This is a genomic window from Rhizobium leguminosarum bv. viciae (assembly GCF_012276115.1).
GTDB classification, from domain to species: Bacteria; Pseudomonadota; Alphaproteobacteria; order Rhizobiales; family Rhizobiaceae; genus Rhizobium; species Rhizobium leguminosarum_T.
Window position 1 is genome coordinate 86267 of the sequence record NZ_WIEU01000023.1, and the last position, 22009, is coordinate 108275.

21 protein-coding genes are annotated in these 22009 nt (G+C 60.7%); 18 read left to right on the plus strand and 3 right to left on the minus strand.

Annotated features, from left to right (window positions below; all coding sequences use genetic code 11):
* Positions 1-359 precede the first annotated feature (359 nt).
* Positions 360-1115 carry an SDR family NAD(P)-dependent oxidoreductase gene (locus tag GFM02_RS28960; RefSeq protein ID WP_020050833.1) on the minus strand — a complete coding sequence of 252 codons (756 nt, stop codon included), beginning with the start codon at positions 1113-1115 and terminating at the stop codon, positions 360-362.
* A gap of 211 nt (positions 1116-1326) precedes the next feature.
* On the opposite strand from GFM02_RS28960, the gene GFM02_RS28965 reads away from it, so the two are divergent.
* The 6 genes from GFM02_RS28965 to GFM02_RS28990 all read left to right on the plus strand — a co-directional run bounded on the left by GFM02_RS28965 (position 1327) and on the right by GFM02_RS28990 (position 5312).
* On the plus strand, positions 1327-1914 hold the full coding sequence (locus GFM02_RS28965; protein WP_020050832.1) for a L,D-transpeptidase: 588 nt from the start codon (positions 1327-1329) through the stop codon (positions 1912-1914).
* A gap of 163 nt (positions 1915-2077) precedes the next feature.
* Positions 2078-2197 carry a hypothetical protein gene (locus GFM02_RS35250; protein ID WP_018243378.1) on the plus strand — a complete coding sequence of 40 codons (120 nt, stop codon included), beginning with the start codon at positions 2078-2080 and terminating at the stop codon, positions 2195-2197.
* Between the two features lie 161 nt (positions 2198-2358).
* Positions 2359-2943, plus strand: coding sequence for a hypothetical protein (locus GFM02_RS28975; RefSeq protein WP_026265351.1), 585 nt, complete (start codon positions 2359-2361; stop codon positions 2941-2943).
* 71 nt (positions 2944-3014) lie between these two features.
* Positions 3015-3608, plus strand: a complete 594-nt coding sequence (locus GFM02_RS28980) for a protein-S-isoprenylcysteine O-methyltransferase (protein WP_020050830.1) — start codon at positions 3015-3017, stop codon at positions 3606-3608.
* A 10-nt stretch (positions 3609-3618) separates the two neighbouring features.
* Entirely contained in the window at positions 3619-4404 is a 786-nt protein-coding gene (locus tag GFM02_RS28985; protein ID WP_168272105.1) for a 2-oxo acid dehydrogenase subunit E2, read from the plus strand.
* On the plus strand, positions 4401-5312 hold the full coding sequence (locus tag GFM02_RS28990; RefSeq protein WP_168272104.1) for an SDR family NAD(P)-dependent oxidoreductase: 912 nt from the start codon (positions 4401-4403) through the stop codon (positions 5310-5312). Before GFM02_RS28985 ends, GFM02_RS28990 begins: the two co-directional genes overlap by 4 nt.
* Before the next feature lie 132 nt (positions 5313-5444).
* Here the strand turns inward: GFM02_RS28990 and GFM02_RS28995 are convergent, their stop codons facing one another.
* Entirely contained in the window at positions 5445-6758 is a 1314-nt protein-coding gene (locus tag GFM02_RS28995; protein ID WP_131666284.1) for an MFS transporter, read from the minus strand.
* A 200-nt stretch (positions 6759-6958) separates the two neighbouring features.
* Here GFM02_RS28995 and aqpZ point away from each other — a divergent pair, with 200 nt between their 5' ends.
* The 10 genes from aqpZ to ligA all read left to right on the plus strand — a co-directional run bounded on the left by aqpZ (position 6959) and on the right by ligA (position 19829).
* Positions 6959-7666 carry an aquaporin Z gene (gene aqpZ, locus GFM02_RS29000; protein WP_338135217.1) on the plus strand — a complete coding sequence of 236 codons (708 nt, stop codon included), beginning with the start codon at positions 6959-6961 and terminating at the stop codon, positions 7664-7666.
* Between the two features lie 272 nt (positions 7667-7938).
* Positions 7939-8865 (plus strand): D-alanine--D-alanine ligase, encoded by a 927-nt coding sequence (locus GFM02_RS29005; protein ID WP_017961294.1) that lies wholly within the window; start codon positions 7939-7941, stop codon positions 8863-8865.
* Complete coding sequence (locus tag GFM02_RS29010; RefSeq protein ID WP_131628500.1) at positions 8853-9785, plus strand: cell division protein FtsQ/DivIB; 933 nt, start codon at positions 8853-8855, stop codon at positions 9783-9785. Before GFM02_RS29005 ends, GFM02_RS29010 begins: the two co-directional genes overlap by 13 nt.
* A complete protein-coding gene (gene ftsA, locus GFM02_RS29015) occupies positions 9782-11113 on the plus strand; it encodes a cell division protein FtsA (protein ID WP_003561012.1) in 1332 nt (443 codons plus the stop codon). The genes GFM02_RS29010 and ftsA overlap by 4 nt, the downstream gene beginning before the upstream one ends.
* 55 nt (positions 11114-11168) lie before the next feature.
* Positions 11169-12911, plus strand: a complete 1743-nt coding sequence (ftsZ, locus tag GFM02_RS29020) for a cell division protein FtsZ (protein ID WP_168323546.1) — start codon at positions 11169-11171, stop codon at positions 12909-12911.
* Positions 12912-13170: 259 nt separating this feature from the next.
* On the plus strand, positions 13171-14127 hold the full coding sequence (gene lpxC, locus GFM02_RS29025; RefSeq protein ID WP_011652789.1) for a UDP-3-O-acyl-N-acetylglucosamine deacetylase: 957 nt from the start codon (positions 13171-13173) through the stop codon (positions 14125-14127).
* Between the two features lie 259 nt (positions 14128-14386).
* Positions 14387-15256 (plus strand): outer membrane protein assembly factor BamD, encoded by an 870-nt coding sequence (locus GFM02_RS29030; protein ID WP_020050822.1) that lies wholly within the window; start codon positions 14387-14389, stop codon positions 15254-15256.
* A gap of 5 nt (positions 15257-15261) precedes the next feature.
* Entirely contained in the window at positions 15262-16935 is a 1674-nt protein-coding gene (recN, locus tag GFM02_RS29035) for a DNA repair protein RecN (RefSeq protein WP_168323547.1), read from the plus strand.
* Between the two features lie 99 nt (positions 16936-17034).
* The gene (locus GFM02_RS29040; RefSeq protein WP_168323548.1) at positions 17035-17562 is read left to right on the plus strand and encodes a DUF6886 family protein; all 528 of its coding nucleotides are present in this window, start codon (positions 17035-17037) and stop codon (positions 17560-17562) included.
* 110 nt (positions 17563-17672) lie between these two features.
* On the plus strand, positions 17673-19829 hold the full coding sequence (gene ligA, locus GFM02_RS29045) for an NAD-dependent DNA ligase LigA (RefSeq protein WP_168323549.1): 2157 nt from the start codon (positions 17673-17675) through the stop codon (positions 19827-19829).
* A gap of 33 nt (positions 19830-19862) precedes the next feature.
* On the opposite strand, the gene GFM02_RS29050 is transcribed toward ligA, so the two are convergent.
* Entirely contained in the window at positions 19863-20399 is a 537-nt protein-coding gene (locus tag GFM02_RS29050; RefSeq protein WP_168323550.1) for a GNAT family N-acetyltransferase, read from the minus strand.
* Between the two features lie 282 nt (positions 20400-20681).
* Here GFM02_RS29050 and GFM02_RS29055 point away from each other — a divergent pair, with 282 nt between their 5' ends.
* Both GFM02_RS29055 and GFM02_RS29060 read left to right on the plus strand, forming a co-directional pair.
* Entirely contained in the window at positions 20682-21272 is a 591-nt protein-coding gene (locus tag GFM02_RS29055; protein WP_027664272.1) for a 3'-5' exonuclease, read from the plus strand.
* 78 nt (positions 21273-21350) lie between these two features.
* Positions 21351-21845 (plus strand): CreA family protein, encoded by a 495-nt coding sequence (locus GFM02_RS29060; RefSeq protein ID WP_168323551.1) that lies wholly within the window; start codon positions 21351-21353, stop codon positions 21843-21845.
* Positions 21846-22009: the final 164 nt, after the last annotated feature.

A 22009-nucleotide genomic window follows, 5' to 3' on the forward strand; every position in this document is an offset into this window, starting at 1 on the left:
TGTTCCCCGTTTTGCCGTGAGTGTTCCGGTTAACCGGAAGTGCCCACCGCATCAATAAAAAAGCCGCGACGTTAGAGCGCCGTGCGTCCTTTCGGACGCACAAAGGACGCTCTAACTCTTTGAATCTACGCATCGTGCTTTCCGAAAATCGATTCCGATTTTCGGGCCGATGCGCTAGCCGTCGCGGCTTGTTGTTCATTTGCTGCTCGAGGCTCAGACTTCCTCGCGGCCCGACAGCCGACATAGCTCAGCGGAGAGACCGCAATATGGGGGCAGAACACCGGTCCCCCAGTCAGCAGCACAGCATCAGGCAAAATGGAGGTAGTCTGGAAATCACCGCCTACTTCCCAGCCCCTTCTTCAGTGAGCGGTATAGGCCCCGTCCACCAAATAGTGCACCCCAGTGATGAAACTAGCCTGCTCGGACAGGAGGAAACACACAAGAGTCGCGACCTCTTCCGGTTTTCCACGCCTGCCCATTGGTTGAAGCGATGCCATGCGTCGCGTACTCGCCGCCTCAAGATGCTCTGACAAAAGTGGTGTTTCGATCCAGCCGGGACCGACGGCATTTATGCGGATACCCAGCCTCGCATACTCCATCGCAGCGACTTTCGTCAGTCCAACGACCCCGTGCTTGGCTGCTGTGTATGCCGCCGCGGTGGGTAATCCAACGGACCCGAGAGTGGAAGACATATTCACAATTGCGCCGCCGCCCAGCTTAAGCATCGCGCCAATTTCGGACTTCATGCAATAGAAAACGCCGTTCAGATTGACGTTCATCACCTTGTCCCAATTGTCGAGTGGATAGTCAGCGACCGCTGCGCGCATCCCATCGATTCCCGCATTATTGACCGCCAGATCCAAGCCGCCGCACGTCTCGACGGTAAAATCGACAAGTCTCTGTACACTTCCACTGTCACTGACATCGACGACAAATTCACGGGCGCGGCCTCCATCCGATCTGATTGCGGCGGCAATCGTGTGTGCTGCGTCAGCATTGATGTCGGCAACAACAACCTCAGCACCCTCATCAGCGAGTTGACGGGAAACGGCGGCACCAATACCGGAACCCGCACCCGTTACGATCGCGATTTTTCCTTCCAGGCAAAGCTTCATCGTCTCCGTCCTTGTCGATATGCTAATATTCGATCGACGCGATTGTTGATGCAAGGGGTTTCACGGATAAATAGAAGCGTATGGTATTGCGCAGCTTCAGATGTTGCCAGTGTTGCGAACTCATCCTCCACAGAGTTGAGTGTCTTTATCTGAAGATGTCGCAATCTAATTTGGAATAAACGGGATCGACGGAATTACTTGGCAGGTGGAAATGGACAAGCACCATATTGCACGCCGGGGGCTCGTGCTGGGGAGCCTGGCTCTGATGCTTTCCGGATGTACTTCGGGGGATGGGCCGCCGCTGGGCTACCGATTTGCGAAGGATCCGGATGTCGATCCTCGCTATCGACGACAGGAGGTCGCCTATACGGGGAGTGAGCCGCCCGGAACCATCGTCGTCGATACGGCGAGCCGCTATCTTTATTTCGTGGAAGCAGACGGACTGGCGACCCGTTATGGCGTTACCGTCGGAGAGGAAGGGCTGAGTTTCAAGGGCGAAGCCACCATCGGCTACAAGGCGGAATGGCCTTCGTGGAAGCCCACCAATGACATGATTCAGCGCAAGCCCCGACTGGCCAAATATGCCGATGGAGTACCGGGGGGACCGCTCAACCCCCTCGGTGCAGCCGCCCTCTACCTCTATCAAGGCGGGCAAGATACCCTGTTCCGGTTGCACGGAACGAATGCCCCTTGGTCGATAGGCCGTGCAGTTTCGAATGGGTGCATTCGCTTGACGAACGCAAACATTGTCGACCTCTACTCCCGTGCACGCGTAGGCACGCGCGTGGTTGTCATCTGATGGTGTTTACCATTTGAAATCGCAGGGTTGGTCATAACTATAGGTATCTGCTAATGTAGAGTCGTTGCATGTTGCATCATGTCTGCCCTATCCAGGGTACTGATTGTCGCTAAACTTTAAGGTGTAGCCTAAACGCTATGCATGATGAGGAGAGGACTTCCTGATGAGCAGAATTCTAATTGTAATCGTTGCGATGTTTGCGGTGGCCAATCTGAGTGCTTGCGGGTCGATTGGCAAAGGCAAGGGGAAAGCCCCACCGCCGGCAGAAGCAGTGTACAAGTAGCATATCGCGTTTGATTCTCAGGAAGGGTCACGTAGACCCTTCCTCTTCTTACACCATAAACTGCCCGCCTGCGCTCCTTCACAACTCATAGCGCACGAGTGGCATTTTATATGCTGACCTCGGGCTCCCATTCGTCAGGGCCTGCATATGGAGCTTTGGTGATGGCGCTTGGAAAAGGCGGTGTGTCGCTAGTTGTCATGTTGGCGGTCGTGGCATCGTCATGCCAGACAGACGACAAAAGACCTTTACCGCATTATACGTCCAATGGCAGAGGCGTAGCTCCCACCAATGCGGCTGAAAACAAATCGAATCGGTATTTCATCGAATTTCGCTCACGTTATGCTTTAACCTACGGACACACCTACGTCGTTTTTGGGCGAGCGGATAAGAACGGAAATATGATCAATCCCCAAGTCGCAGGACTTGCCCCAGCTTCTCCTGATGCCGCCCAATATGTAATAGGCCACTTCATACCGGTTCCAGCCTCGACCGGAGCAACGGATGGCGACCTGGAAGAGCAGTACAGGTCGGCAAGCTGGCGTGTGATGCTGACTGATAGTGAATATAACGACACAGTTGCATATATACGCAAGCTGCAGGCAACCTCTCATCTCTGGGAGGCAACGGTTTACAATTGCAACGCCTTTGTGGCGGATATTGCCCGGCACATGGGTTATAAGGCGCCCGGCATTTGGCTAAGGCCACAACAATTCATTGCAACTCTCCGGGAGATGAATACAGGTTGATTGCGCGGGCATCCAAGTCACGCGTTGGCGATCGCGGAAGGCAGATCATAGAAAGGTTCTGGTGACTTGATTTGAACTTATCAGCAGCCGTCGTCGGCGAGGTCGTCTGGGTTCTTGGAATTGTTGTATGGTGCATCATTCGATACCCATTTGAGCGCCGCGCAAAGCGAGTGCCTGTCGTCAGTAACCGCCGTAGCGGCTCGGAGGCGCTCGGGCTCGTTTCAGCGCTCGGCGGGCTTGCGATCGTGCCAGGATTTTACGTTGCGACCGGTATCCCTGAAGCGGCCGACTATATACCCCGTTGGTGGGTCATCCAGATCGGGGGAATACTTTTCTGGGCTGCAATGTGGGTCTTTCGAAGGACTCACAAGCAATTAGGACGAAACTGGTCTATTACACTGGAGATCCGCCAGCAGCACGAATTGATATGCGCTGGCCCGTACTCCCTTGTCCGCCACCCGATGTACACATCGTTCCTTCTGATGGGGCTTTCACAAGCGTTTCTGCTGCCGAACTGGGTTGCAGGCATGGCGGGCCTCATCGGCTTCGCCGTTCTATTCTTCCTAAGGGTGGACGAGGAAGAACGTATGATGCTGGAAGCTTTCGGCCCACGATACCGCGCGTATATGGCGAAGACCAAGCGCATCATCCCTTATCTTTACTAGAGGTGGCAAGATGAGAGGCCGAACGATCAAGCTTTCGGCATCCCGACGTCTTGTCGGAGATCTGATGAGATTCTCGATCGGGGTGCCACGTGTGACGGTTCAGCGGCAAATGAACCTTCGGCCGCTCCTCGATGCCAGAGACGGACCGGATGCCCGTCCGTCCTGGACTGTGCTTTTTTTAAAGGGATACGCTCTGCTCTCTCAAGAGATCCCCGAATTGCGGCGCGCTTACATCAAGTTTCCGTGGCCACAGCTCTATGAATATCCAGCCAGCGTCGCCTCCATTGCCCATGAGCGCGAGCATGACGGAGAACGGGTCGTTCTCCTGAGCATCATCAGAGGTCCCGAGCAACGCTCAATCACCGAGCTGGAGACGCTGATCCGTTCAGCGAGGTCACTTCCGGTTCTGGAGATCAAGGAGTTTCGGCGCTCTCTGGAGCTTGCTCGCGCACCTGCCCCTGTGAGGTGGCTGCTCATGTGGCTCGGGCTCAATATCGGGCGGAAGCGTGCGCGCTATTTCGGCACGTTCCAATTGTCTGTCTATTCGGGCTTGGGAGCGGAGTCCCTCAACCCCCTTACCCCACTGACCACACTTCTCAACTACGGTCCAATCGGCGAGGATGGATCGGTTGCTGTCCGCATCCACTACGACCACAGGGTCATGGATGGAGCGAATGTCGCACGAGCATTGGAACGGTTCGAAAGGATCTTGAACGGCGAGGTCGCCGACGAAGTAAAAAGCCTCGCCCAGAGCGGAGCCCCTACCATCGTGACGGCGGTAGGAACATCGAAGTGACACCGCACAGTGAGCCCCGCTTGGCTGTCGTCGTGGTTGGCGGTTCCCGCGGCATTGGACGAGCAATCGCAAAGGTTGCCGCACGGGAGCGCAACGTCGTCGTGCTCATCGCGCGCTCGCCTGAAGGCCTCACCGCTGCGGCGGCCGACGTACAGCAGGCCGGCGGTGAAGCCTTCACGCTGGAGCTGGATCTGCTTGCAGCCGACGCATCCGAGCGTCTCGAGGCTTTTCTAACCGCCAATGATTTGGTCTGCGGCGTGCTGGTCAACAGTGCCGGGTATGGCCTGCGAGGCGCAGCAACGTTACTCCCCGTCAAAGATCAGATGGGGATTATCGATGTCAATATACGCGCCCTGACCGACATGACCCTTCGCTTCCTGCCTGGAATGCTGGCGCGCGGACGTGGCGGCGTGATCAATCTCGGCTCCATAGCGGGTCTCGTTCCCGGGCCGTACATGGCATTGTATTACGCAAGCAAGGGTTTTGTGCGCTCTTTTTCGGACGCGCTCCATCAGGAAGTGCGCCGTTTTGGCGTTACCGTGACATGTGTGGCGCCAGGACCGGTATCCACGGAATTCCTTGAAAAGGCCGGCGCGAACCGGGCGGCTCTCTTCAAGATATTACCCAAGCTGGACGCTGAATATGTCGCTGAGCGGGCCTGGAGCGGTTTCAACTCCGGCCGTCGCCGCGTCGTTCCCGGCATTTCAGCCAAGTTGTTTACTCTTGTCGCCGCATTCTTGCCGACCGCAGTTATTCTCCCCCTGATCGGTCGCCTGCAGCGCAGGAGCAAAGATCCATGTCCTTGCGGTTCAGGGAAAAGCCTCAAGGAATGTTGCGGTAGCCGCTCCCCGGCACGGAGCAACATGCAGAAAATAATGCCTGTCGACGAGGGTGAAGCCGACCGATGATGCCAGCCACGCAGAGATCCGCCGTATGATCTTCCTCGCGATTACCAGGCTATAAACGCACAAAGCACGCTGGATAGCCGTCTGAAGCCGCGACGAGTGTCGCGGCCTTTTTTTGCTTGCACGGCAGATGGCTCAGACTTCCTCGCGGCCCGACAGCCGGATGCAGACCAGCGAGATCACTGCCGAGGCGGCGAGGTAGTAGCCGACATAGTCCAGACTATAATGGGTGGCGAGCCAGGTTGCGATATAAGGGGCGAGCGAAGCGCCGAAGATGCCGCCGAGGTTGAAGGTCATCGAGGCGCCGGTATAGCGCACCGTGGTCGGAAAGGGGGCGGCAAGGGCAGCGCCGATCGGACCATAGGTGAAGCCCATCAAGGCGAGGCCGATGATCGAGCACAGGAAGGCGCCTGTGAGACCGCTTGTCAACAGCGTCGCGTAGAAGAAGCCGAAGATGGTGATGGCAATCGTCGTCAGCGTCAGGATGATGCGGCGCGAATAGAGATCGGAGAGCCAGCCGGAGAGCGGGATCGTCAGGCCGAAGAAGACGACGCCGACAAGCTGGACGACCAGGAACTGCTCGCGGGAGTAACCGAGCCCACCCTTTTCCAGAGGTGTCGTACCCCAGGAGAGCGTGAAGACCGTCATCAGGTAGAACAGCACGAAGGTCGCGACGGCGATGAAGGTGCCGAGGATCAGGCTGCGCAGATGGTTACGGAAGACGACCTCGATCGGCACAGCGACGCGTTCGTGCTTTTCGACGGCTTTGCGGAATTCCGGCGTCTCGGCAATCTTCAGGCGGACATAGAGGCCGACGGCGACGAGGGCGAGGCTGGCGATGAAGGGAATGCGCCATCCGTAGTCTAGGAAATCCTCGTTGCTCATCGTTTCCGTCAGGATGAGGAAGAAGCCGGAGGAGAGGATGAAGCCGATCGGTGCGCCGAGCTGCGGAAACATTGCGTACCAGCTGCGCTTGCCGGGAGGAGCGTTTTCGGTGGCAAGCAGGACGGCGCCACCCCATTCGCCGCCGAGGCCGAGGCCCTGACCGAAGCGGCAAAGCGCCAGCAACAAGGGTGCTGCGATGCCGATCGCATCATAGCCGGGCAGCATGCCGATCAGCACGGTCGAAAGCCCCATCGTCATCAGCGCGGCGACGAGCGTCGCCTTGCGGCCGATGCGGTCGCCGAAATGACCGAAAATCACGGCGCCGATGGGGCGGGCGAAAAAGGCGATCGAGAAGGTGACCAGCGACTGCAGCGTTGCGGCGTTCGTATCGCTTGCCGGGAAGAAGAGATGCGGGAAGACGAGGACGGCTGCCGTCGCGTAGACGTAGAAGTCGAAGAATTCGATGGTGGTGCCGACAAGGCTGGCGATGAGGACGCGAGCCGGAGAATTGACTTGCGTGCTGTTCGAGACAGGAGTCGGCGATGCGGAGACCGCGTCAGTCATTTTCATTCCAATCAATATTTTTATGAGTCGCCTTGGGAGGCTTGGCGGGTCTTAACGCAATTTCAGGTCTGAGAAAACGTCTCCTCGCGCCGCACGTACCGCATCTCCACCCGTTTCTCGATCCTTGCGTGAAGCTTGCCGCGGCAATGGCCGCGCGCTTGACCGGAATCAAATTGTAACGGATTCATTTAAACTCTTGGTTGAGGTTAAAGGAGGCGAGCATGCAAAAGAGTCTAGTTGCTGAGTTTCTCGGCACGTTCTGGCTGGTGTTCGGCGGATGCGGCAGTGCCGTGCTGGCCGCGGCCTATCCCGAGCTTGGAATTGGTTTTGTTGGCGTGGCCTTTGCGTTCGGTCTGACCGTGCTCACCATGGCCTATGCCGTGGGCGGCATTTCGGGCGGTCATTTCAACCCCGCCGTCTCGCTTGGCCTTACGGTTGCCGGACGGTTTCCGGCGGCGCGTCTCGTTCCCTATATCGTCGTGCAGGTTGTCGGCGCCATCGCCGCGGCGGCGCTGCTTTATCTCATCGCCAGCGGCAAGGCGGGTTTCGAACTCGGCGGATTTGCCGCCAACGGATATGGCGATCATTCCCCGGGCGGTTATTCACTGCTTTCGGCGCTGCTGATCGAAGTGCTGCTGACCATGTTTTTCCTGATCATCATCTTGGGGTCGACCAGCAGTCGGGTGCCTGCGGGCTTCGCGCCGCTTGCGATCGGCCTCGGGCTGACGCTGATCCATCTCGTTTCTATCCCCGTGACGAATACCTCGGTCAATCCGGCGCGTTCCACCGGCCAGGCGCTTTTCGTCGGCGGCTGGGCGCTGCAGCAGCTCTGGCTGTTCTGGATTGCGCCGGTTGCGGGTGGGGCGCTCGGCGGGCTTGTGTGGAAGTTCCTCGACGACGCCGACTGATTGCAAGAAACTAATCTATCCCATTGAGCCCGCGCGGTTTTCCGTGCGGGTTTTTCTATTTTCGCAGATCGGCGACATCTTCGATCTGGCAATCGCGAAGAAGAGAAGGTTAAAAAATCAGGGGCGCGGCAAGACGAAGTTAACGAAAGTAAACACTTCATTAACCATAATGATGCTCTACTGCACCCAGGTCGGACAAAGGCCCGAAACGGTGCAGACAGCTTCGCGCCAGCGTCGATTTCGAAAATGGAAGTTATTTTTTGGGGGTGTTGATGAGTCGCAAGCATGTCGCTGTCCTGATGGGCGGATTTTCCTCGGAAAGGCCTGTCAGCCTTTCCTCGGGAAAGGCTTGCGCAGAAGCTCTCGAAGCGGAGGGCTTCGACGTGACGCGCATCGACGTGGCGCGCGACGTTTCCGAGAAACTCGCCGCGCTGAAGCCCGATGTCGTCTTCAATGCGCTTCACGGCCCGTTCGGCGAGGACGGCACCATTCAGGGCATCCTCGAATATCTCGAAATCCCCTATACGCATTCGGGCGTGCTTGCCTCGGCGCTGGCGATGGACAAGGACAAGGCGAAGCTCGTTGCCGCCGCCGCCGGCATTCCGGTGGCCGAATCGCAGGTGGTAAACCGTTTCGCCTTTCCCTCGACGCATCCAATGAAGCCGCCCTATGTGGTGAAGCCCGTCCGCGAAGGGTCGAGCTTCGGCGTCGTCATCGTCACGGAAGATCAGGCGCATCCGCCACAGATCGTCAGCTCGCCTGAATGGCGTTACGGCGAGGAGGTGATCGTCGAGCGCTATGTTTACGGTCGCGAACTCACCTGCGGCGTCATGGGTGAAACTCCCCTCGGTGTCACGGAAGTGGTGCCGCAGGGACACAATTTTTATGATTACGACTCCAAGTACGCGGCAGGTGGTTCAAAACACGTCATCCCCGCGAAAATTTCACCGAATATTTACCAAAAAATACAAACATTGTCCCTAAGGGCGCATCAGGCAATCGGTTGTCGCGGCGTCAGTCGGTCCGACTTTCGTTACGACGATCGTTTCTCCGAAGACGGCGAAATCATCTGGCTGGAGGTCAATACCCAGCCAGGCATGACTCCAACCTCGCTCGTGCCCGAAATGGCCGGTCATGCCGGCTATTCATTTGGTCAGTTTCTCCGGTGGATGGTGGAGGACGCGTCTTGTTTGCGTTGACGGTCAAGAGGATTGGGCGCCCCAGCCATCATGCCGTGCTTCCGATTGTGGAAGCCGAAGAGCGGTTCGTGCTGCCGCGCCCGCTGCGCCGGGTCACGCGCTTCCTGATCAGCCTCTGCAGTGGCCGAATCTACATTCCCGTTCATACGGGCACGGTCTCGGCGCTCGCTTTCTTAGGCGCGACGGGGCTTTACGGCATGTCGCTCGGCGGCCACACGGAAGCCGTGGCGCAGGCGACGACGACGGCCGCGGGTTTTGCGATCGAGGACGTCAAGGTCTCCGGCAATTCGGAGACCTCCGAAATCGAGATACTGCAGTTGATCGGCCTTGACGGCACGACCTCGCTGGTCGCCCTTGACGTCGATGCCGCCCGCAGGAAGATCGCGCATCTTCCCTGGGTCGAAAATGTCGAGGTCCGCAAGATTTATCCGAAGACGATCGAGGTGAAGCTCAAGGAACGTCAGGCCTATGCGATCTGGCAGCACGGGCAGGAGCTTTCCCTGATCGAGAAGAACGGCAGCGTCATTGCGCCGCTGCGCGACAACAAGTTTTCGGCGCTGCCGCTCGTCGTCGGCCGCGATGCCGAAACGGCGGCGGCTTCGCTCGACGAAGCCTTCTCGAAGTGGCCCGACGTGAAGGCCCGCGTGAAGGCCTATGTCTGGATATCCGGCCGTCGCTGGGACCTGCATATGGACAACGGCGTCGTCGTCAAGCTGCCGGAAGACGGTATCGACCAGGCACTGGCGACGCTTTCGAAGTTCGACAGGGAGCATCAGCTCCTGGAGCGGGACATTGCCGCAGTCGATCTCAGGCTGGCCGACAGAACCGCGATCCAGCTGACGCCGGAGGCGGCGATCCGCAGGCAGACGGCAGTGACGGAGCGTACGAAAGAATTGAAGAAGGCGGGGCAGAATATATGAGCTTGTTCGGTTCATCCCATTTCGGATTGCCGCGCCTGAAGCCGCTTTCGTCGAAGCGGTCACATGTCGTTTCGGTGCTCGACATCGGTTCGACCAAGGTAGTCTGCATGATCGGCCGGCTGACGCCGCGCGAGGAAAGCCAGATCCTGCCGGGCCGCACGCACAATATCGAGATCATCGGCATCGGCCACCAGCGTTCCCGCGGCATCAAGACCGGCGTCATCGCCGATCTCGACGCGTTGGAAGGCGTCATCCGCCTTGCGGTCGACGCGGCCGAGCGCATGGCCGGGCTGACCGTCGAAAGCCTGATCGTCAACCTGACGGCCGGCCGTCTCGGCAGCGATATCTACACCGCGACAATCGATCTTGGCGGCCAGGAAGTCGAGCTCAACGATCTGAAGAAGGTGCTGTCGGCCGCCTGCCAGCAGTCGCTGCGCCAGGACCGTTCGGTGCTGCACTCGCTGGCGACCGGCTTCTCGCTCGACGGCGAACGCGGCATCCGCGATCCGCTGGCGATGTATGGCGATGCGCTCGGCGTCGACATGCATGTCGTCACCGCGGAGCGCTCGGCGCTGAAGAACCTCGAGCTTAGCGTCAATCGTGCGCATCTGTCGGTCGAGGGCATCGTTGCTACGCCCTATGCATCGGGCCTTGCGGCTCTCGTCGACGACGAGGTCGAGCTCGGCTGTGCGGCGATCGATATGGGCGGCGGCACGACGACGATCTCGGTGTTTGCCGAAGGCAAGCTCGTCCATACGGATGCCGTCGGCCTCGGCGGCCATCACGTCACCACCGACCTGGCGCGCGGCCTTTCGACCCGCATCGAGGATGCGGAGCGTCTGAAGGTCGTGCATGCCTCGGCGCTTTCGAATTCCTCCGACGAGCGCGAGTTGATCTCGATCCCGCCGATCGGCGAGGACGATCGCGACCAGCCGTCGCAGGTTCCGCGGGCGCTGGTCTCGCGCATCGTATCGGCCCGTATCGAGGAGACGATGGAACTGATCCGCGACCGTATCCAGCGCTCCGGTTTCAGCCCGATCGTCGGCAAGCGCGTCGTGCTGACCGGCGGGGCGAGCCAGCTGACCGGCCTTGCCGACGTGGCGCGGCGCATTCTTGCCCGCAACGTCCGCATCGGCCGCCCGATGGGCGTCTCGGGGCTGCCGACGGCGGCCAAGGGCCCGGCCTTTTCGACGGCCGTCGGCCTGATGATCTATCCGCAGGTAGCGGACATGGAGACACATGCGTCACAGAGCGGTCTGCTCATGTCGCTTGGGGGAAATAACAGTCGCATAGCCCGCATGGGCCAGTGGCTGAAGGAAAGCTTCTGAAATTGCGTAATTGGCCGGCGTGGCGATGCGGCCAGAGAGAGAAGGAACAGGTACCATGACCATCAAGCTGCAAAAGCCCGACATCACAGAGCTGAAGCCGCGCATCACCGTGTTCGGCGTTGGCGGCGGTGGCGGCAATGCCGTCAACAACATGATTACCGCCGGCCTCCAGGGCGTCGACTTCGTCGTCGCCAACACGGATGCGCAGGCGCTGACGATGACGAAGGCCGAGCGCATCATTCAGCTCGGCGTCAACGTCACCGAAGGCCTCGGTGCCGGCTCGCAGCCGGAAGTTGGCCGCGCGGCCGCCGAGGAGTGCATCGACGAGATCGTCGATCACCTGAACGGCACGCATATGTGCTTCGTCACCGCCGGCATGGGCGGCGGCACCGGCACAGGTGCTGCCCCGGTTGTCGCACAGGCGGCCCGCAACAAGGGCATCCTGACGGTCGGCGTCGTCACCAAGCCGTTCCATTTCGAAGGCGGGCGCCGTATGCGCCTGGCCGAGATGGGCATCCAGGAACTGCAGAAGTCTGTCGATACGCTGATCGTCATTCCGAACCAGAACCTCTTCCGCATTGCCAACGACAAGACGACGTTCGCCGATGCCTTCGCCATGGCTGACCAGGTTCTCTATTCGGGCGTTGCCTGCATTACCGACCTGATGGTCAAGGAAGGCCTCATCAACCTCGACTTCGCCGACGTCCGCTCGGTGATGCGCGAGATGGGCCGCGCGATGATGGGCACCGGCGAAGCTTCCGGCTCCGGCCGCGCGCTGCAGGCCGCAGAGGCTGCGATCGCCAACCCGCTGCTCGACGAAACCTCGATGAAGGGCGCTCAAGGGTTGCTGATCTCCATTACCGGCGGTCGCGACCTCACGCTCTTCGAAGTCGACGAAGCCGCGACCCGCATCCGCGAGGAAGTCGATCCTGACGCCAACATCATCCTCGGCGCCACCTTCGACGAATCGCTCGAAGGCATCATCCGCGTCTCGGTCGTCGCAACCGGCATCGATCGGGCGATGAACGAAGCCGCCGAGCGGAACTTCCAGCCGACCGCAAGGCCTGCTATCCGTTCCTCCGCGGCTGTTGCTCCGGCAGCGGCCGCAGTTCAGCCTGCCCCCGTCATGCAGGCACCGAAGGCCATGGATCCGATCGCGCAGACCATCCGCGAAGCCGAGATGGAACGCGAGCTCGAAATTCCGGCCCCGCGTGCTGCCGCACCGCTGCAGCAGCCGGCGGCACAGCAGGAAACCTTCCGTCCGCAGAGCAAGATCTTCGCACCTGCACCGGAAGCTCCGGCAATGCGTCCTCAGGTGCAGCAGCAGGCTCCGGCGCCGGTGATGAGCCAGCCGATCCAGCAGCCCGTCCAGCAGCAGCCCGTCCAGCAGCAGCCGGTGCAGCAGCAGCCCGTCCGGCAGGAGCCGACCATCCGTCAGGCGCCCGAACCGATGCGCATGCCGAAGGTCGAGGATTTCCCGCCCGTCGTTCAGGCCGAACTCAACCACCGCACGCAGTCGGCGTCCGCGCATGCGGCGGAAGAGCGCGGTCCGATGGGGCTGCTCAAGCGAATCACCAATTCGCTTGGCCGCCGCGACGACGACGCCGTTGCCGCCGATATGACCGCCGCACCGCCGGCCGCTTCGCAGCAGCGCCGTCCGCTGTCGCCGGAGGCAAGCCTCTACGCACCGCGTCGCGGCAACCTCGACGACCAGGGCCGCGCGGTTCCGCAGGCCCGGATGATGCAGGAAGACGACCAGCTGGAAATCCCGGCATTCCTGCGTCGCCAGTCAAACTGAGGCCGTGCTTCGGCCTCTCATGCCCGGGATCGAGGTCCCGGGCATTGCTGTTTTTTCGCCCGTGATTCGCAAATGATTTCAATCGCGTGACTTCGTAACAAAGCGAAAGAAACAGTGATTTGGATTGGAGCGCCGGCGCACGTAAGTATGGTGCAACGAAACGGCCCCAGGAGACCTTTTGACAGGCTCCGGCTGCAGAATAAATGATGACCGCGCCGATCGGACAGACCGCCGGTGCGGAAGAATAAAGGCAGAATTTATGGCGATTGGCTTGCTGGGTTTTCAAACGACGGTATCGCGTCCCGTGACGCTTTCGGGCATCGGGGTCCATTCGGGCGCTGACGTTTCGATCACCCTGAACCCGGCCGAATCGGGCACCGGCGTCGTTTTCCAGCGCCTGCATGACAATGGCGATATCACCGAACTCAAGGCCGTTTCCTCGCAGGTCGGTAACACCGACCTCTGCACCGTGCTCGGCTTCTCGCCCGCCCATTCGGTTGCGACGATCGAGCATGTCATGGCCGCCGTCTATGCGCTCGGCCTCGACAATGTGGTGATCGAGGTGCAGGGCTCCGAAATGCCGATCATGGATGGCAGCTCGCTGCCCTTCGTTGAGGCGATCGAGCAGGTCGGTCTCGTCTCGCTCGGCGTCAAGCGCCGTTATATCCGCATCACCAAGCCGGTGCGAATCGAGCATGGCGGCTCCTGGAGCGAATTCCGCCCCTATGACGGCACGCGCTTCGAAGTCGAGATCGATTTCGATTGCCCGCTGATCGGCCGGCAGAAGTGGGCCGGCGACATGACCGCCGCCGTCTTCAAGGCCGAGCTTTCCCGCGCCCGCACCTTCGGGTTCATGCGCGATGTCGAACGTCTCTGGGCGTCGGGCCACGCGCTCGGCTCTTCACTCGAAAATTCCGTCGTCATTTCGGACGACAACACCGTCATCAACGTCGAAGGACTGCGTTACGCCAAGGACGAATTCGTCCGCCACAAGACGCTCGACGCCGTCGGCGATCTGTCGCTTGCCGGCGCCCAGTTCATCGGCTGCTACCGTTCTTATCGCGGTGGTCACAAGATGAACGCCAATGCGCTGAAGGCGCTGCTCGCCGATTCCTCCGCCTACGAGGTGGTCGAGACGTCGACGCCGCGCCAGCGTGTCGCTGCCCGCGAACTGATCGCAGTCAGCGCTTCGGAATTCGCTCCCTGGTCGGCATGACCTCCAGCATATTCTCAAGACCAGGCCGCCTCTTTCCCGGAGGCGGTTTTTTTTATGTCCGGGCGCGTCTGCGGCAATAGGCCGATGCTTGGCCGCCACAGGTCGGGAAGAAGTTGAGAAGCAGGTCATTTCTGCGGCTGCTGCCACAAAAATGCGTTAATGCCTTATCATTGCGTTGCTCTTGATGCACATTTGTGGCTAGAAACGCCAGCGAGGCGTGGCTGCCGTGGAGAGAGCGGCAGCAGTGGGGTTCTTTCGAATGGGTTATGCAGGATCTGAAGGTATGATGAAGACAGCGCGTGCTTTGTTCGCATCGCTTCTGGTGCTCAGCGCAGGCGCCTTGATCTCCGGTTGCCAGTCGGACCCCGATATCGACATCACCAAGCTCGGCCTCGAAACCGATCCGCCCGACGTGCTCTACACGCAAGGCCTTGCCAATATGAAGGCCGGCAACATGGCGGAAGCGGGGCGCAAGTTCGACGCGATCGACCGCGAGAACCCGTTCTCCGAATGGGCGCGCAAGGCGCTTGTGATGAGCACCTTCGTCAAATACCGCCAAGGCCGTCTGGACGATGCGCTTGCTTCCGGCAACCGTTACATGTCGCAGTATCCGAAGTCCCAGGATGCCGCCTATGTGCAGTATCTGATCGGTCTCACCTATTCCAAGCAGATCGTCGACGTGACGCAGGACCAGCGCGCCTCGGCCAAGACGATCGAAGCGATGCAGGCCGTCGTCGACAATTATCCGAACTCCGAATATGTCGACGACGCACAGGCCAAGATCCGCTTCGCACGCGACCAGCTCGCCGGCAAGGAAATGCAGATCGGCCGCTACTACATGGAGCGGAAGGAATATCTCGCCGCGATCTCGCGCTTCCGCATCGTCGTCGAGAAATATCCGAACACGAACCAGATCGAAGAGGCCCTAGCGCGTCTCGTCGAAGCTTATTACTCCATGGGCATCGTCGACGAGGCGCAGACAGCCGCTGCCGTTCTCGGTCACAATTATCCCGACAGCCAGTGGTATGCTGATTCCTACAAGCTGCTGCAGAGCGGCGGTGCCGAGCCGCGTGAAAACAAGGGTTCGTGGATCGCCGCAGCGGGCAAGAAACTTCTTCTCGGTTCCTGAGGCCAATGCTGATCCAGCTTTCGATCCGCGATATCGTCCTGATCGAGCGGCTGGATCTTGCCTTCGAGACCGGCCTCTCCGTGCTGACGGGCGAGACCGGGGCGGGTAAATCCATCCTGCTCGACAGCCTGTCGCTGGCGCTCGGCGGGCGCGGCGACGGCGACTTGGTGCGTCATGGCGAGGACAAGGGCCAGGTGACGGCGGTGTTCGACGTCGGCATGGAACACGGCGCCCGCACCCTCCTGCGCGAAAACGGCATCGACGACGAGGGCGACCTGATCTTCCGCCGCCAGCAATCGGCGGATGGGCGCACCAAGGCCTATGTCAACGACCAGCCGGTCAGCGTGCAGCTGATGCGCCAGGCTGGTCAGCTGCTGGTCGAAATCCACGGGCAGCACGACGATCGCGCCCTTGTCGACACCAATGCCCACCGCACTCTCCTCGATGCGTTCGCCGGCCTTACCGACGAGGTTTCGGAGGTCTCACGGCTCTATCGCCTGTGGCGCGACAGCGAGCGGACACTGAAGAAGCATCGCGAGAAGGTGGAAAGTGCGGCGCGCGAAGCCGACTACCTGCGCTCTTCCGTCGAGGAACTCGAGAAGCTCTCGCCGCAGGATGGCGAGGAGGAAGAACTCGCCGATCGCAGGCAGAAGATGATGAAGGCCGAGCGAATCGCCGGCGATATCGCCGAGGCGTCCGAATTCCTGAACGGCAATGCCTCGCCGGTGCCCCATATCGCCTCACTGGTGCGCCGGCTGGAGCGCAAGAGCCATGAGGCGCCGGGACTGCTCGAAGACACCGTGACGCTGCTCGATGCCGCGCTGGACCAGCTTTCCAACGCGCAGATGGAAGTCGAGGCGGCCCTGCGCAAGACCGAATACGATCCAAGGGAGCTGGAGCGGGTGGAAGAGCGGCTTTTCGCGCTCAGGGCCGCCTCGCGCAAATATTCCGTGCCCGTCACCGAACTGCCGGCGCTTGCCGTGCGCATGATTGCCGATCTTGCCGATCTCGACGCGGGCGAGGAGAGGCTTGCGCGGCTCGACGCCGAGGTCGGCCTGGCGCGGGAAAATTACGATGCGGCGGCGCGCTCGCTGTCAGACAAGCGCCATCATGCCGGCACCGCACTGGCTGGGGCCGTCATGGCCGAGCTGCCGGCACTGAAACTCGAACGCGCCCGTTTCATGGTCGAGATCACCACGGATGCGGGCGAGGCGCTCGCCGAAGGCATCGACGTCGTCGAGTTCCATGTCCAGACCAATCCCGGCACGCGGCCGGGCTCGATCATGAAGGTTGCCTCCGGCGGCGAGCTGTCGCGTTTCCTGCTGGCGCTGAAAGTGGCGCTCGCCGATCGCGGATCGGCCCCGACGCTCGTCTTCGACGAAATCGATACCGGCGTCGGCGGTGCGGTGGCCGATGCGATCGGCCAGCGGCTGAAGCGGCTGTCGGAGCGGGTGCAGGTGCTGTCGGTCACGCATGCGCCGCAGGTCGCGGCGCGGGCGGCGACGCATCTCTTGATTTCCAAGGGACCGTTGGCCGACGGTTCGGAAAAGATCGCCACCCGCGTCGCGACGATGGCGCAGAAGGATCGCACCGAGGAGATCGCCCGTATGCTGGCCGGGGCTTCGGTCACCGAAGAGGCGAGGGCGGCGGCAAAGCGGCTGCTGGCCGGCAACGGCTGATTTTTCTTCCGATGCTCTTCCCGCCCGGGCCGGCGGGATGACAATCATCCTGCGGCGCGATATGGGCTGAAACTTCCCGATCGGCGACGAGCTCATGCCATGCGGCTTTTCCATTTCAGCGACGATGCCGGTATTGCGGCGTTCGAGCCACGCCCGGTTCGCGTCCCGTCTGCCCGTGCGCCCGGCCGAGAATGGCTGAACGGTCCGCTCGTCTGGGCAATCGATGCCGATCATGATTTCATGTATCTCTTTCCGCGCGATTGCCCCCGCATCCTGCTCTGGGCGACAGCCGATACGCCGGAGGCCGAACGGCGGCGCTGGCTCGGCGACTGGCGGGCCGTCGCCTGCGTCGAGCGCCATTGGCTGGAAAGGCTCGAAGCGGAGACGATCCAGCGTTACGAGATGCCGGCCGAGGGCTTCGAGGGTCTGGACGATGCGGGCATGTGGGTGGCCCGCAGACGCGTCATTCCCCTGGAGAGGACCGCCATCACGCGGCTCGACCAGGAGTTTGCGCCGCGCAGGGTGGAGCTTCGGGGGGTCGATAGCCTGCGGCCGTTGAAGGGCCTCTGGAACACCAGCCTGCATGTCAGCGGCATCCGGCTGCGCAATGCCAGGGATTGGGAATAGGCCGGGTAGACCGATCTTCCTTTCGAAGGACCGCAGCCTCTCTTTTCATCCGACAATTTTGCTCTAAAAACAATCCAGATTTCTGGGCAGATTCTCTGGAGTGATGTTCCATGTCCACCGAACGTTCCGCCGTCGACACGTTGACGATCGAAGAGGCTGCTGCTGAGCTCGAACGGCTGGCAAAGGAGATTGCGCATCACGATGCGCTCTATCACGGCAAGGACCAACCGGAGATTTCGGATGCCGATTACGATGCGCTGAAGCGACGCAATGATGCGCTTGAGGCTCGGTTTCCCGAGCTGATCCGCGAGGACAGCCCGTCGCGGCATGTCGGTGCAGCGCCTTCCGTCACCTTCTCGCCTGTCGTCCATGCCCGGCCGATGCTGTCGCTCGACAACACTTTCTCGCAGGATGATGTGCAGGATTTCGTCGCCGGCGTCTATCGCTTCCTCGGCCGTCTGCCGGATCAGTCGATCGCCTTTACTGCGGAACCGAAGATCGACGGCCTGTCGATGTCTATCCGTTACGAGAACGGCAGGCTGGTGACGGCAGCGACGCGCGGCGACGGCACGACGGGGGAGAATGTCACCGCCAATATCCGCACCATCGCCGAAATCCCCAACGAGCTGCCGAAAGGCGTTCCTGCCGTCGTCGAGATCCGCGGCGAGGTCTATATGGCCAAGAGCGACTTCCTGGCGCTGAACCGCCAAATGGAGGCGGAAGGCAAGCAGACCTATGTCAATCCGCGCAACACCGCGGCCGGGTCGCTGCGCCAGCTCGACGCCAAGGTGACGGCGAGCCGCAAGCTGAAATTCTTCGCCTATGCCTGGGGCGAGATGTCGGAGATGCCTGAAGATACGCAATTTGGGATAGTGCAGACCTTCAAGGACTGGGGTTTTCCTGTCAATCCGCTGATGAAACGGCTGAACTCGGTCGCCGACATCCTGGCACATTATGACGAGATCGGCCTTAAGCGCCCGGATCTCGATTACGACATCGACGGCGTCGTCTACAAGGTCGACAGCCTCGAGCTGCAGGCCCGCCTCGGCTTCCGCTCGCGCTCGCCGCGCTGGGCGACGGCGCACAAATTTCCGGCGGAGCAGGCTTTCACGATCGTCGAGAATATCGACATTCAAGTCGGCCGCACCGGCGCCCTGACACCCGTCGCGCGATTGACGCCGATCACCGTCGGCGGCGTGGTCGTCACCAATGCGACGCTGCACAACGCGGATTACATCCGGGGCATCGGCAATAGCGGCGAGCGCATCCGCGACGACGAGCACGATATCCGCATCGGCGATACCGTCATCGTACAGCGGGCAGGTGATGTGATCCCGCAGGTGCTCGACGTCGTCATGGAGAAGCGGCCGGCCGGGGCCAGGCCCTATGAATTTCCGAAGACCTGCCCGGTCTGCGGTTCGCATGCCGTGCGTGAAAGACATGAGAAGACCGGCAAACTCGATTCGGTCACCCGCTGCACCGGCGGCTTCATTTGCAGGGCACAGGCGACGGAGCATCTGAAGCATTTCGTTTCGCGAAACGCCTTCGATATCGAAGGGCTCGGTTCGAAGCAGATCGATTTCTTCTTCGAAAACGAGGACGCGTCGCTGCAGATCCGCACCGCGCCGGATATCTTCACGCTGGAGAAGCGTCAGCAGCAATCGCTGACCAAGCTGGAGAATATTGACGGCTTCGGCAAGGTCAGCGTCGGCAAGCTCTATGCGGCGATCACCGAGCGGCGCAGCATTGCGCTCCACCGCTTCATTTACGCGCTCGGCATCCGTCATGTCGGCGAGACCACGGCGAAGCTCTTGGCGCGTTCTTACGGCACCTATGCGGCTTTTGAAACCGCAATGCGCGAGGCCGAGGCGCTTGCCGGCGACGCCTGGAACGATCTCAACGCCATCGAGGGTATCGGCGAAGTTGTGGCGCGGGCCATCGTCGAATTCTACAAGGAGCCGCGCAATGTCGAGGTGATCACCCGACTGCTTGAGGAGGTGACGCCCGAGGAGGCCGAACAACCGAAGACGGCAGGCAGCCCGGTTGCCGGTAAGACCGTGGTTTTCACCGGCTCGCTGGAAAAATTTACCCGCGACGAGGCAAAGGCGAGGGCGGAAAGTCTTGGCGCCAAGGTGGCGGGATCGGTCTCGAAGAAGACCGACATCGTCGTCGCCGGCCCCGGCGCCGGCTCCAAGCTCGACAAGGCGCGCGAACTCGGCGTGCAGACGATGGACGAGGACGAATGGCTGGCACTGATCAGCGGGTGAGGGGACTGACGGCAAGCCGTCAGCCCCGTTTGTTCATAGCCTGAGCCGCGCCATCGTATAGGCGTCGACATACTCGCCGGATCGAAAGCCGAAGGCCTTCAGTAGGCCTTCCTGTTTGAAGCCGAATTTCCGGTAGAGGCCGATGGCCACGTCGTTGTCGATGTAGACGGTCAGTTCCAGCCGTTTGATATCAAGCCAGTCGTCGGCTGCGTCGACAAAAGCGCCGAGCAGGATTCGCCCGAAGCCGCGGCCGGTGAAATCGTCATGCACGCCCATGCCGATGCTGGCGACGTGCTGCCTGCGGCCGGAAAGACGGTTGAGGCCGCCATTGCCGACGATCCTGCCGTCCTGGGTGACGACGAGGTTGAGTGCTCCCGGCGACGGGTTTTCCATGTGCTTGCGAACTTCCTCGACCCTCTGGTATGGCGGCCGCAAGGTGCCGGCCCGGTAGCCCGGCAGATTTATGAGATCGGTGATCTCCTCCGCATCGGACAGGCGGACGGCGCGCACGAGGACGCCATCTGGCAGGCGCGCTCGGCCGCGAGGTTCATTCTCTTCGTTTTCGGACATTCATGCTCTCCGTTTGTTTCAGGAGGAGAGCCGGCTTTACGAAAACCCTGCTCGCCTCGGCAGGGTTTTCGGGATGATCGGATCGCTGCTAACGCACCATCGTTCCCGCGTACCCTTCAAGGGTCGTGGTGTGATGAATAAGCGCTGCCATGGTCACGGAACCGATCATGGCAACAAATTTCGATATGCGGGTTAAAAAGTCAACCGTGCGTCGTGTCGAATTTGCGCGGCAAGAAGCGGGGCGGTATTCCTGTTCCCGACGAAACGATTCGGGTTGCTGATTTGAAGACCATCGCGATTGACTTCGAGACGGCGAACGAGCAGCGCGGCAGCGCCTGTTCCGTCGGCCTTGCCTGGATCGAGGACGGCAGGGTGACGCGCGTCGAGGAGCGGCTGATCCGGCCGCGGGACATGCGCTTTTCAGGCATGAACATCGCGATCCATGGCATCCGGCCGGAGCATGTCGAGGACGCTCCCGAGTTTCCCGAGGTAATGGATGAGTTTGAGGAGGATTTTCGTGGCGCGACGATGATCGCGCACAATGCCGCCTTCGATTTCAGCGTCTGGCGGGCCAGCCTCGATCTCTACCGGCAATCCTATCCGGAGCTTACCTATCTCTGCAGCCTGAAGATGGCGCAGCGGATTTGGCCGCATTTCCTCTCGCACCGGCTGAACCTGATCGCCGAGCATCTCGGCCTGCGTTTCGTGCACCACAACGCCGCCGAAGATGCCGCCGTCTGCGCAGCGGCGGCGATCGAGATGGCAAGGGCCGTCAAGGCACATGCCGTCCACGCCATACCGTCGTTGATCGGCATGAAGCCAGGTCGGCTGACGGCGCGGGCCTACGAGCCCTGCACCTGCCGAAAAGGCTGATCCCTTTCTGCAAACGCCCTTTTCTTGCAAAGCATGGGTGCATGCTTATCTAGAAAGCGGATTATTCAGGGAGCCGCCATGTCCAGACTGCGCAATCTTCTCCTCGCCGCCTTCTCTTTCGCCGCCCTTTCTACAGGTGCTGCCTCGGCCGAAGTCGTCGGCAAGGTCGGAGTCGACTGGATCGGCAACGACATCATCGTCGAGGCGGTCTCCGACCCCGAGGTCAAAGGCGTTACCTGCCACGTCACCTATTTCGACCGCAGCCTGATCGACCGGTTCAAGAACGGCAACTGGTTCGAGGATCCGTCCAACAATTCCATTGCCTGCCGGCAGACGGGGCCGATCGAGATCGGCAATATCGACCTGTCCAAGGATGGCAGCGAGGTGTTCCGCCAGGGCATGTCGCTGATCTGGAAGACGTTGGTCGTCAACCGCATCTACGACAAGACCAACGACACGCTGATCTATCTCGCCCATTCGCGCGAACTGACCGACGGTTCGGCGAAGATGTCGATCTCGACCATTCCGCTCTATGGGCAGAGCGTTGTCTGGAAGAATGGGAAGCCGCAATAAGGCTGGGAGGTTCCGGGGTCTCTCGCGCTTGCGATGAAAGACCCCGCCCCAACCCCTCCCCACAAGGGGGAGGGGCTTAACTTGCCGCACCCGCTTTCCAGATTTTCGACGTTTCGGGAGGAGCGAGTCGGGGCCTGAGCTTAGTCCCTCCCCCTTGTGGGGAG

What these genes read in the sequence shown, in the direction of transcription:
- recN (WP_168323547.1), top strand. Translation starts at nt 15,262, where the DNA reads ATGCTGATCCAGCTTTCGATCCGCGATATCGTCCTGATCGAGCGGCTG.
- GFM02_RS28975 (WP_026265351.1), top strand. Translation starts at nt 2,359, where the DNA reads ATGGCGCTTGGAAAAGGCGGTGTGTCGCTAGTTGTCATGTTGGCGGTC.
- GFM02_RS28965 (WP_020050832.1), top strand. Translation starts at nt 1,327, where the DNA reads ATGGACAAGCACCATATTGCACGCCGGGGGCTCGTGCTGGGGAGCCTG.
- GFM02_RS35250 (WP_018243378.1), top strand. Translation starts at nt 2,078, where the DNA reads ATGAGCAGAATTCTAATTGTAATCGTTGCGATGTTTGCGGTGGCCAAT.
- ligA (WP_168323549.1), top strand. Translation starts at nt 17,673, where the DNA reads ATGTCCACCGAACGTTCCGCCGTCGACACGTTGACGATCGAAGAGGCT.
- GFM02_RS28960 (WP_020050833.1), bottom strand. Translation starts at nt 1,115, where the DNA reads ATGAAGCTTTGCCTGGAAGGAAAAATCGCGATCGTAACGGGTGCGGGT.
- GFM02_RS29030 (WP_020050822.1), top strand. Translation starts at nt 14,387, where the DNA reads ATGGGTTATGCAGGATCTGAAGGTATGATGAAGACAGCGCGTGCTTTG.
- GFM02_RS28995 (WP_131666284.1), bottom strand. Translation starts at nt 6,758, where the DNA reads ATGACTGACGCGGTCTCCGCATCGCCGACTCCTGTCTCGAACAGCACG.
- GFM02_RS29050 (WP_168323550.1), bottom strand. Translation starts at nt 20,399, where the DNA reads ATGTCCGAAAACGAAGAGAATGAACCTCGCGGCCGAGCGCGCCTGCCA.
- lpxC (WP_011652789.1), top strand. Translation starts at nt 13,171, where the DNA reads ATGGCGATTGGCTTGCTGGGTTTTCAAACGACGGTATCGCGTCCCGTG.
- GFM02_RS29040 (WP_168323548.1), top strand. Translation starts at nt 17,035, where the DNA reads ATGCGGCTTTTCCATTTCAGCGACGATGCCGGTATTGCGGCGTTCGAG.
- ftsA (WP_003561012.1), top strand. Translation starts at nt 9,782, where the DNA reads ATGAGCTTGTTCGGTTCATCCCATTTCGGATTGCCGCGCCTGAAGCCG.
- ftsZ (WP_168323546.1), top strand. Translation starts at nt 11,169, where the DNA reads ATGACCATCAAGCTGCAAAAGCCCGACATCACAGAGCTGAAGCCGCGC.
- GFM02_RS28985 (WP_168272105.1), top strand. Translation starts at nt 3,619, where the DNA reads ATGAGAGGCCGAACGATCAAGCTTTCGGCATCCCGACGTCTTGTCGGA.
- GFM02_RS29005 (WP_017961294.1), top strand. Translation starts at nt 7,939, where the DNA reads ATGAGTCGCAAGCATGTCGCTGTCCTGATGGGCGGATTTTCCTCGGAA.
- GFM02_RS29060 (WP_168323551.1), top strand. Translation starts at nt 21,351, where the DNA reads ATGTCCAGACTGCGCAATCTTCTCCTCGCCGCCTTCTCTTTCGCCGCC.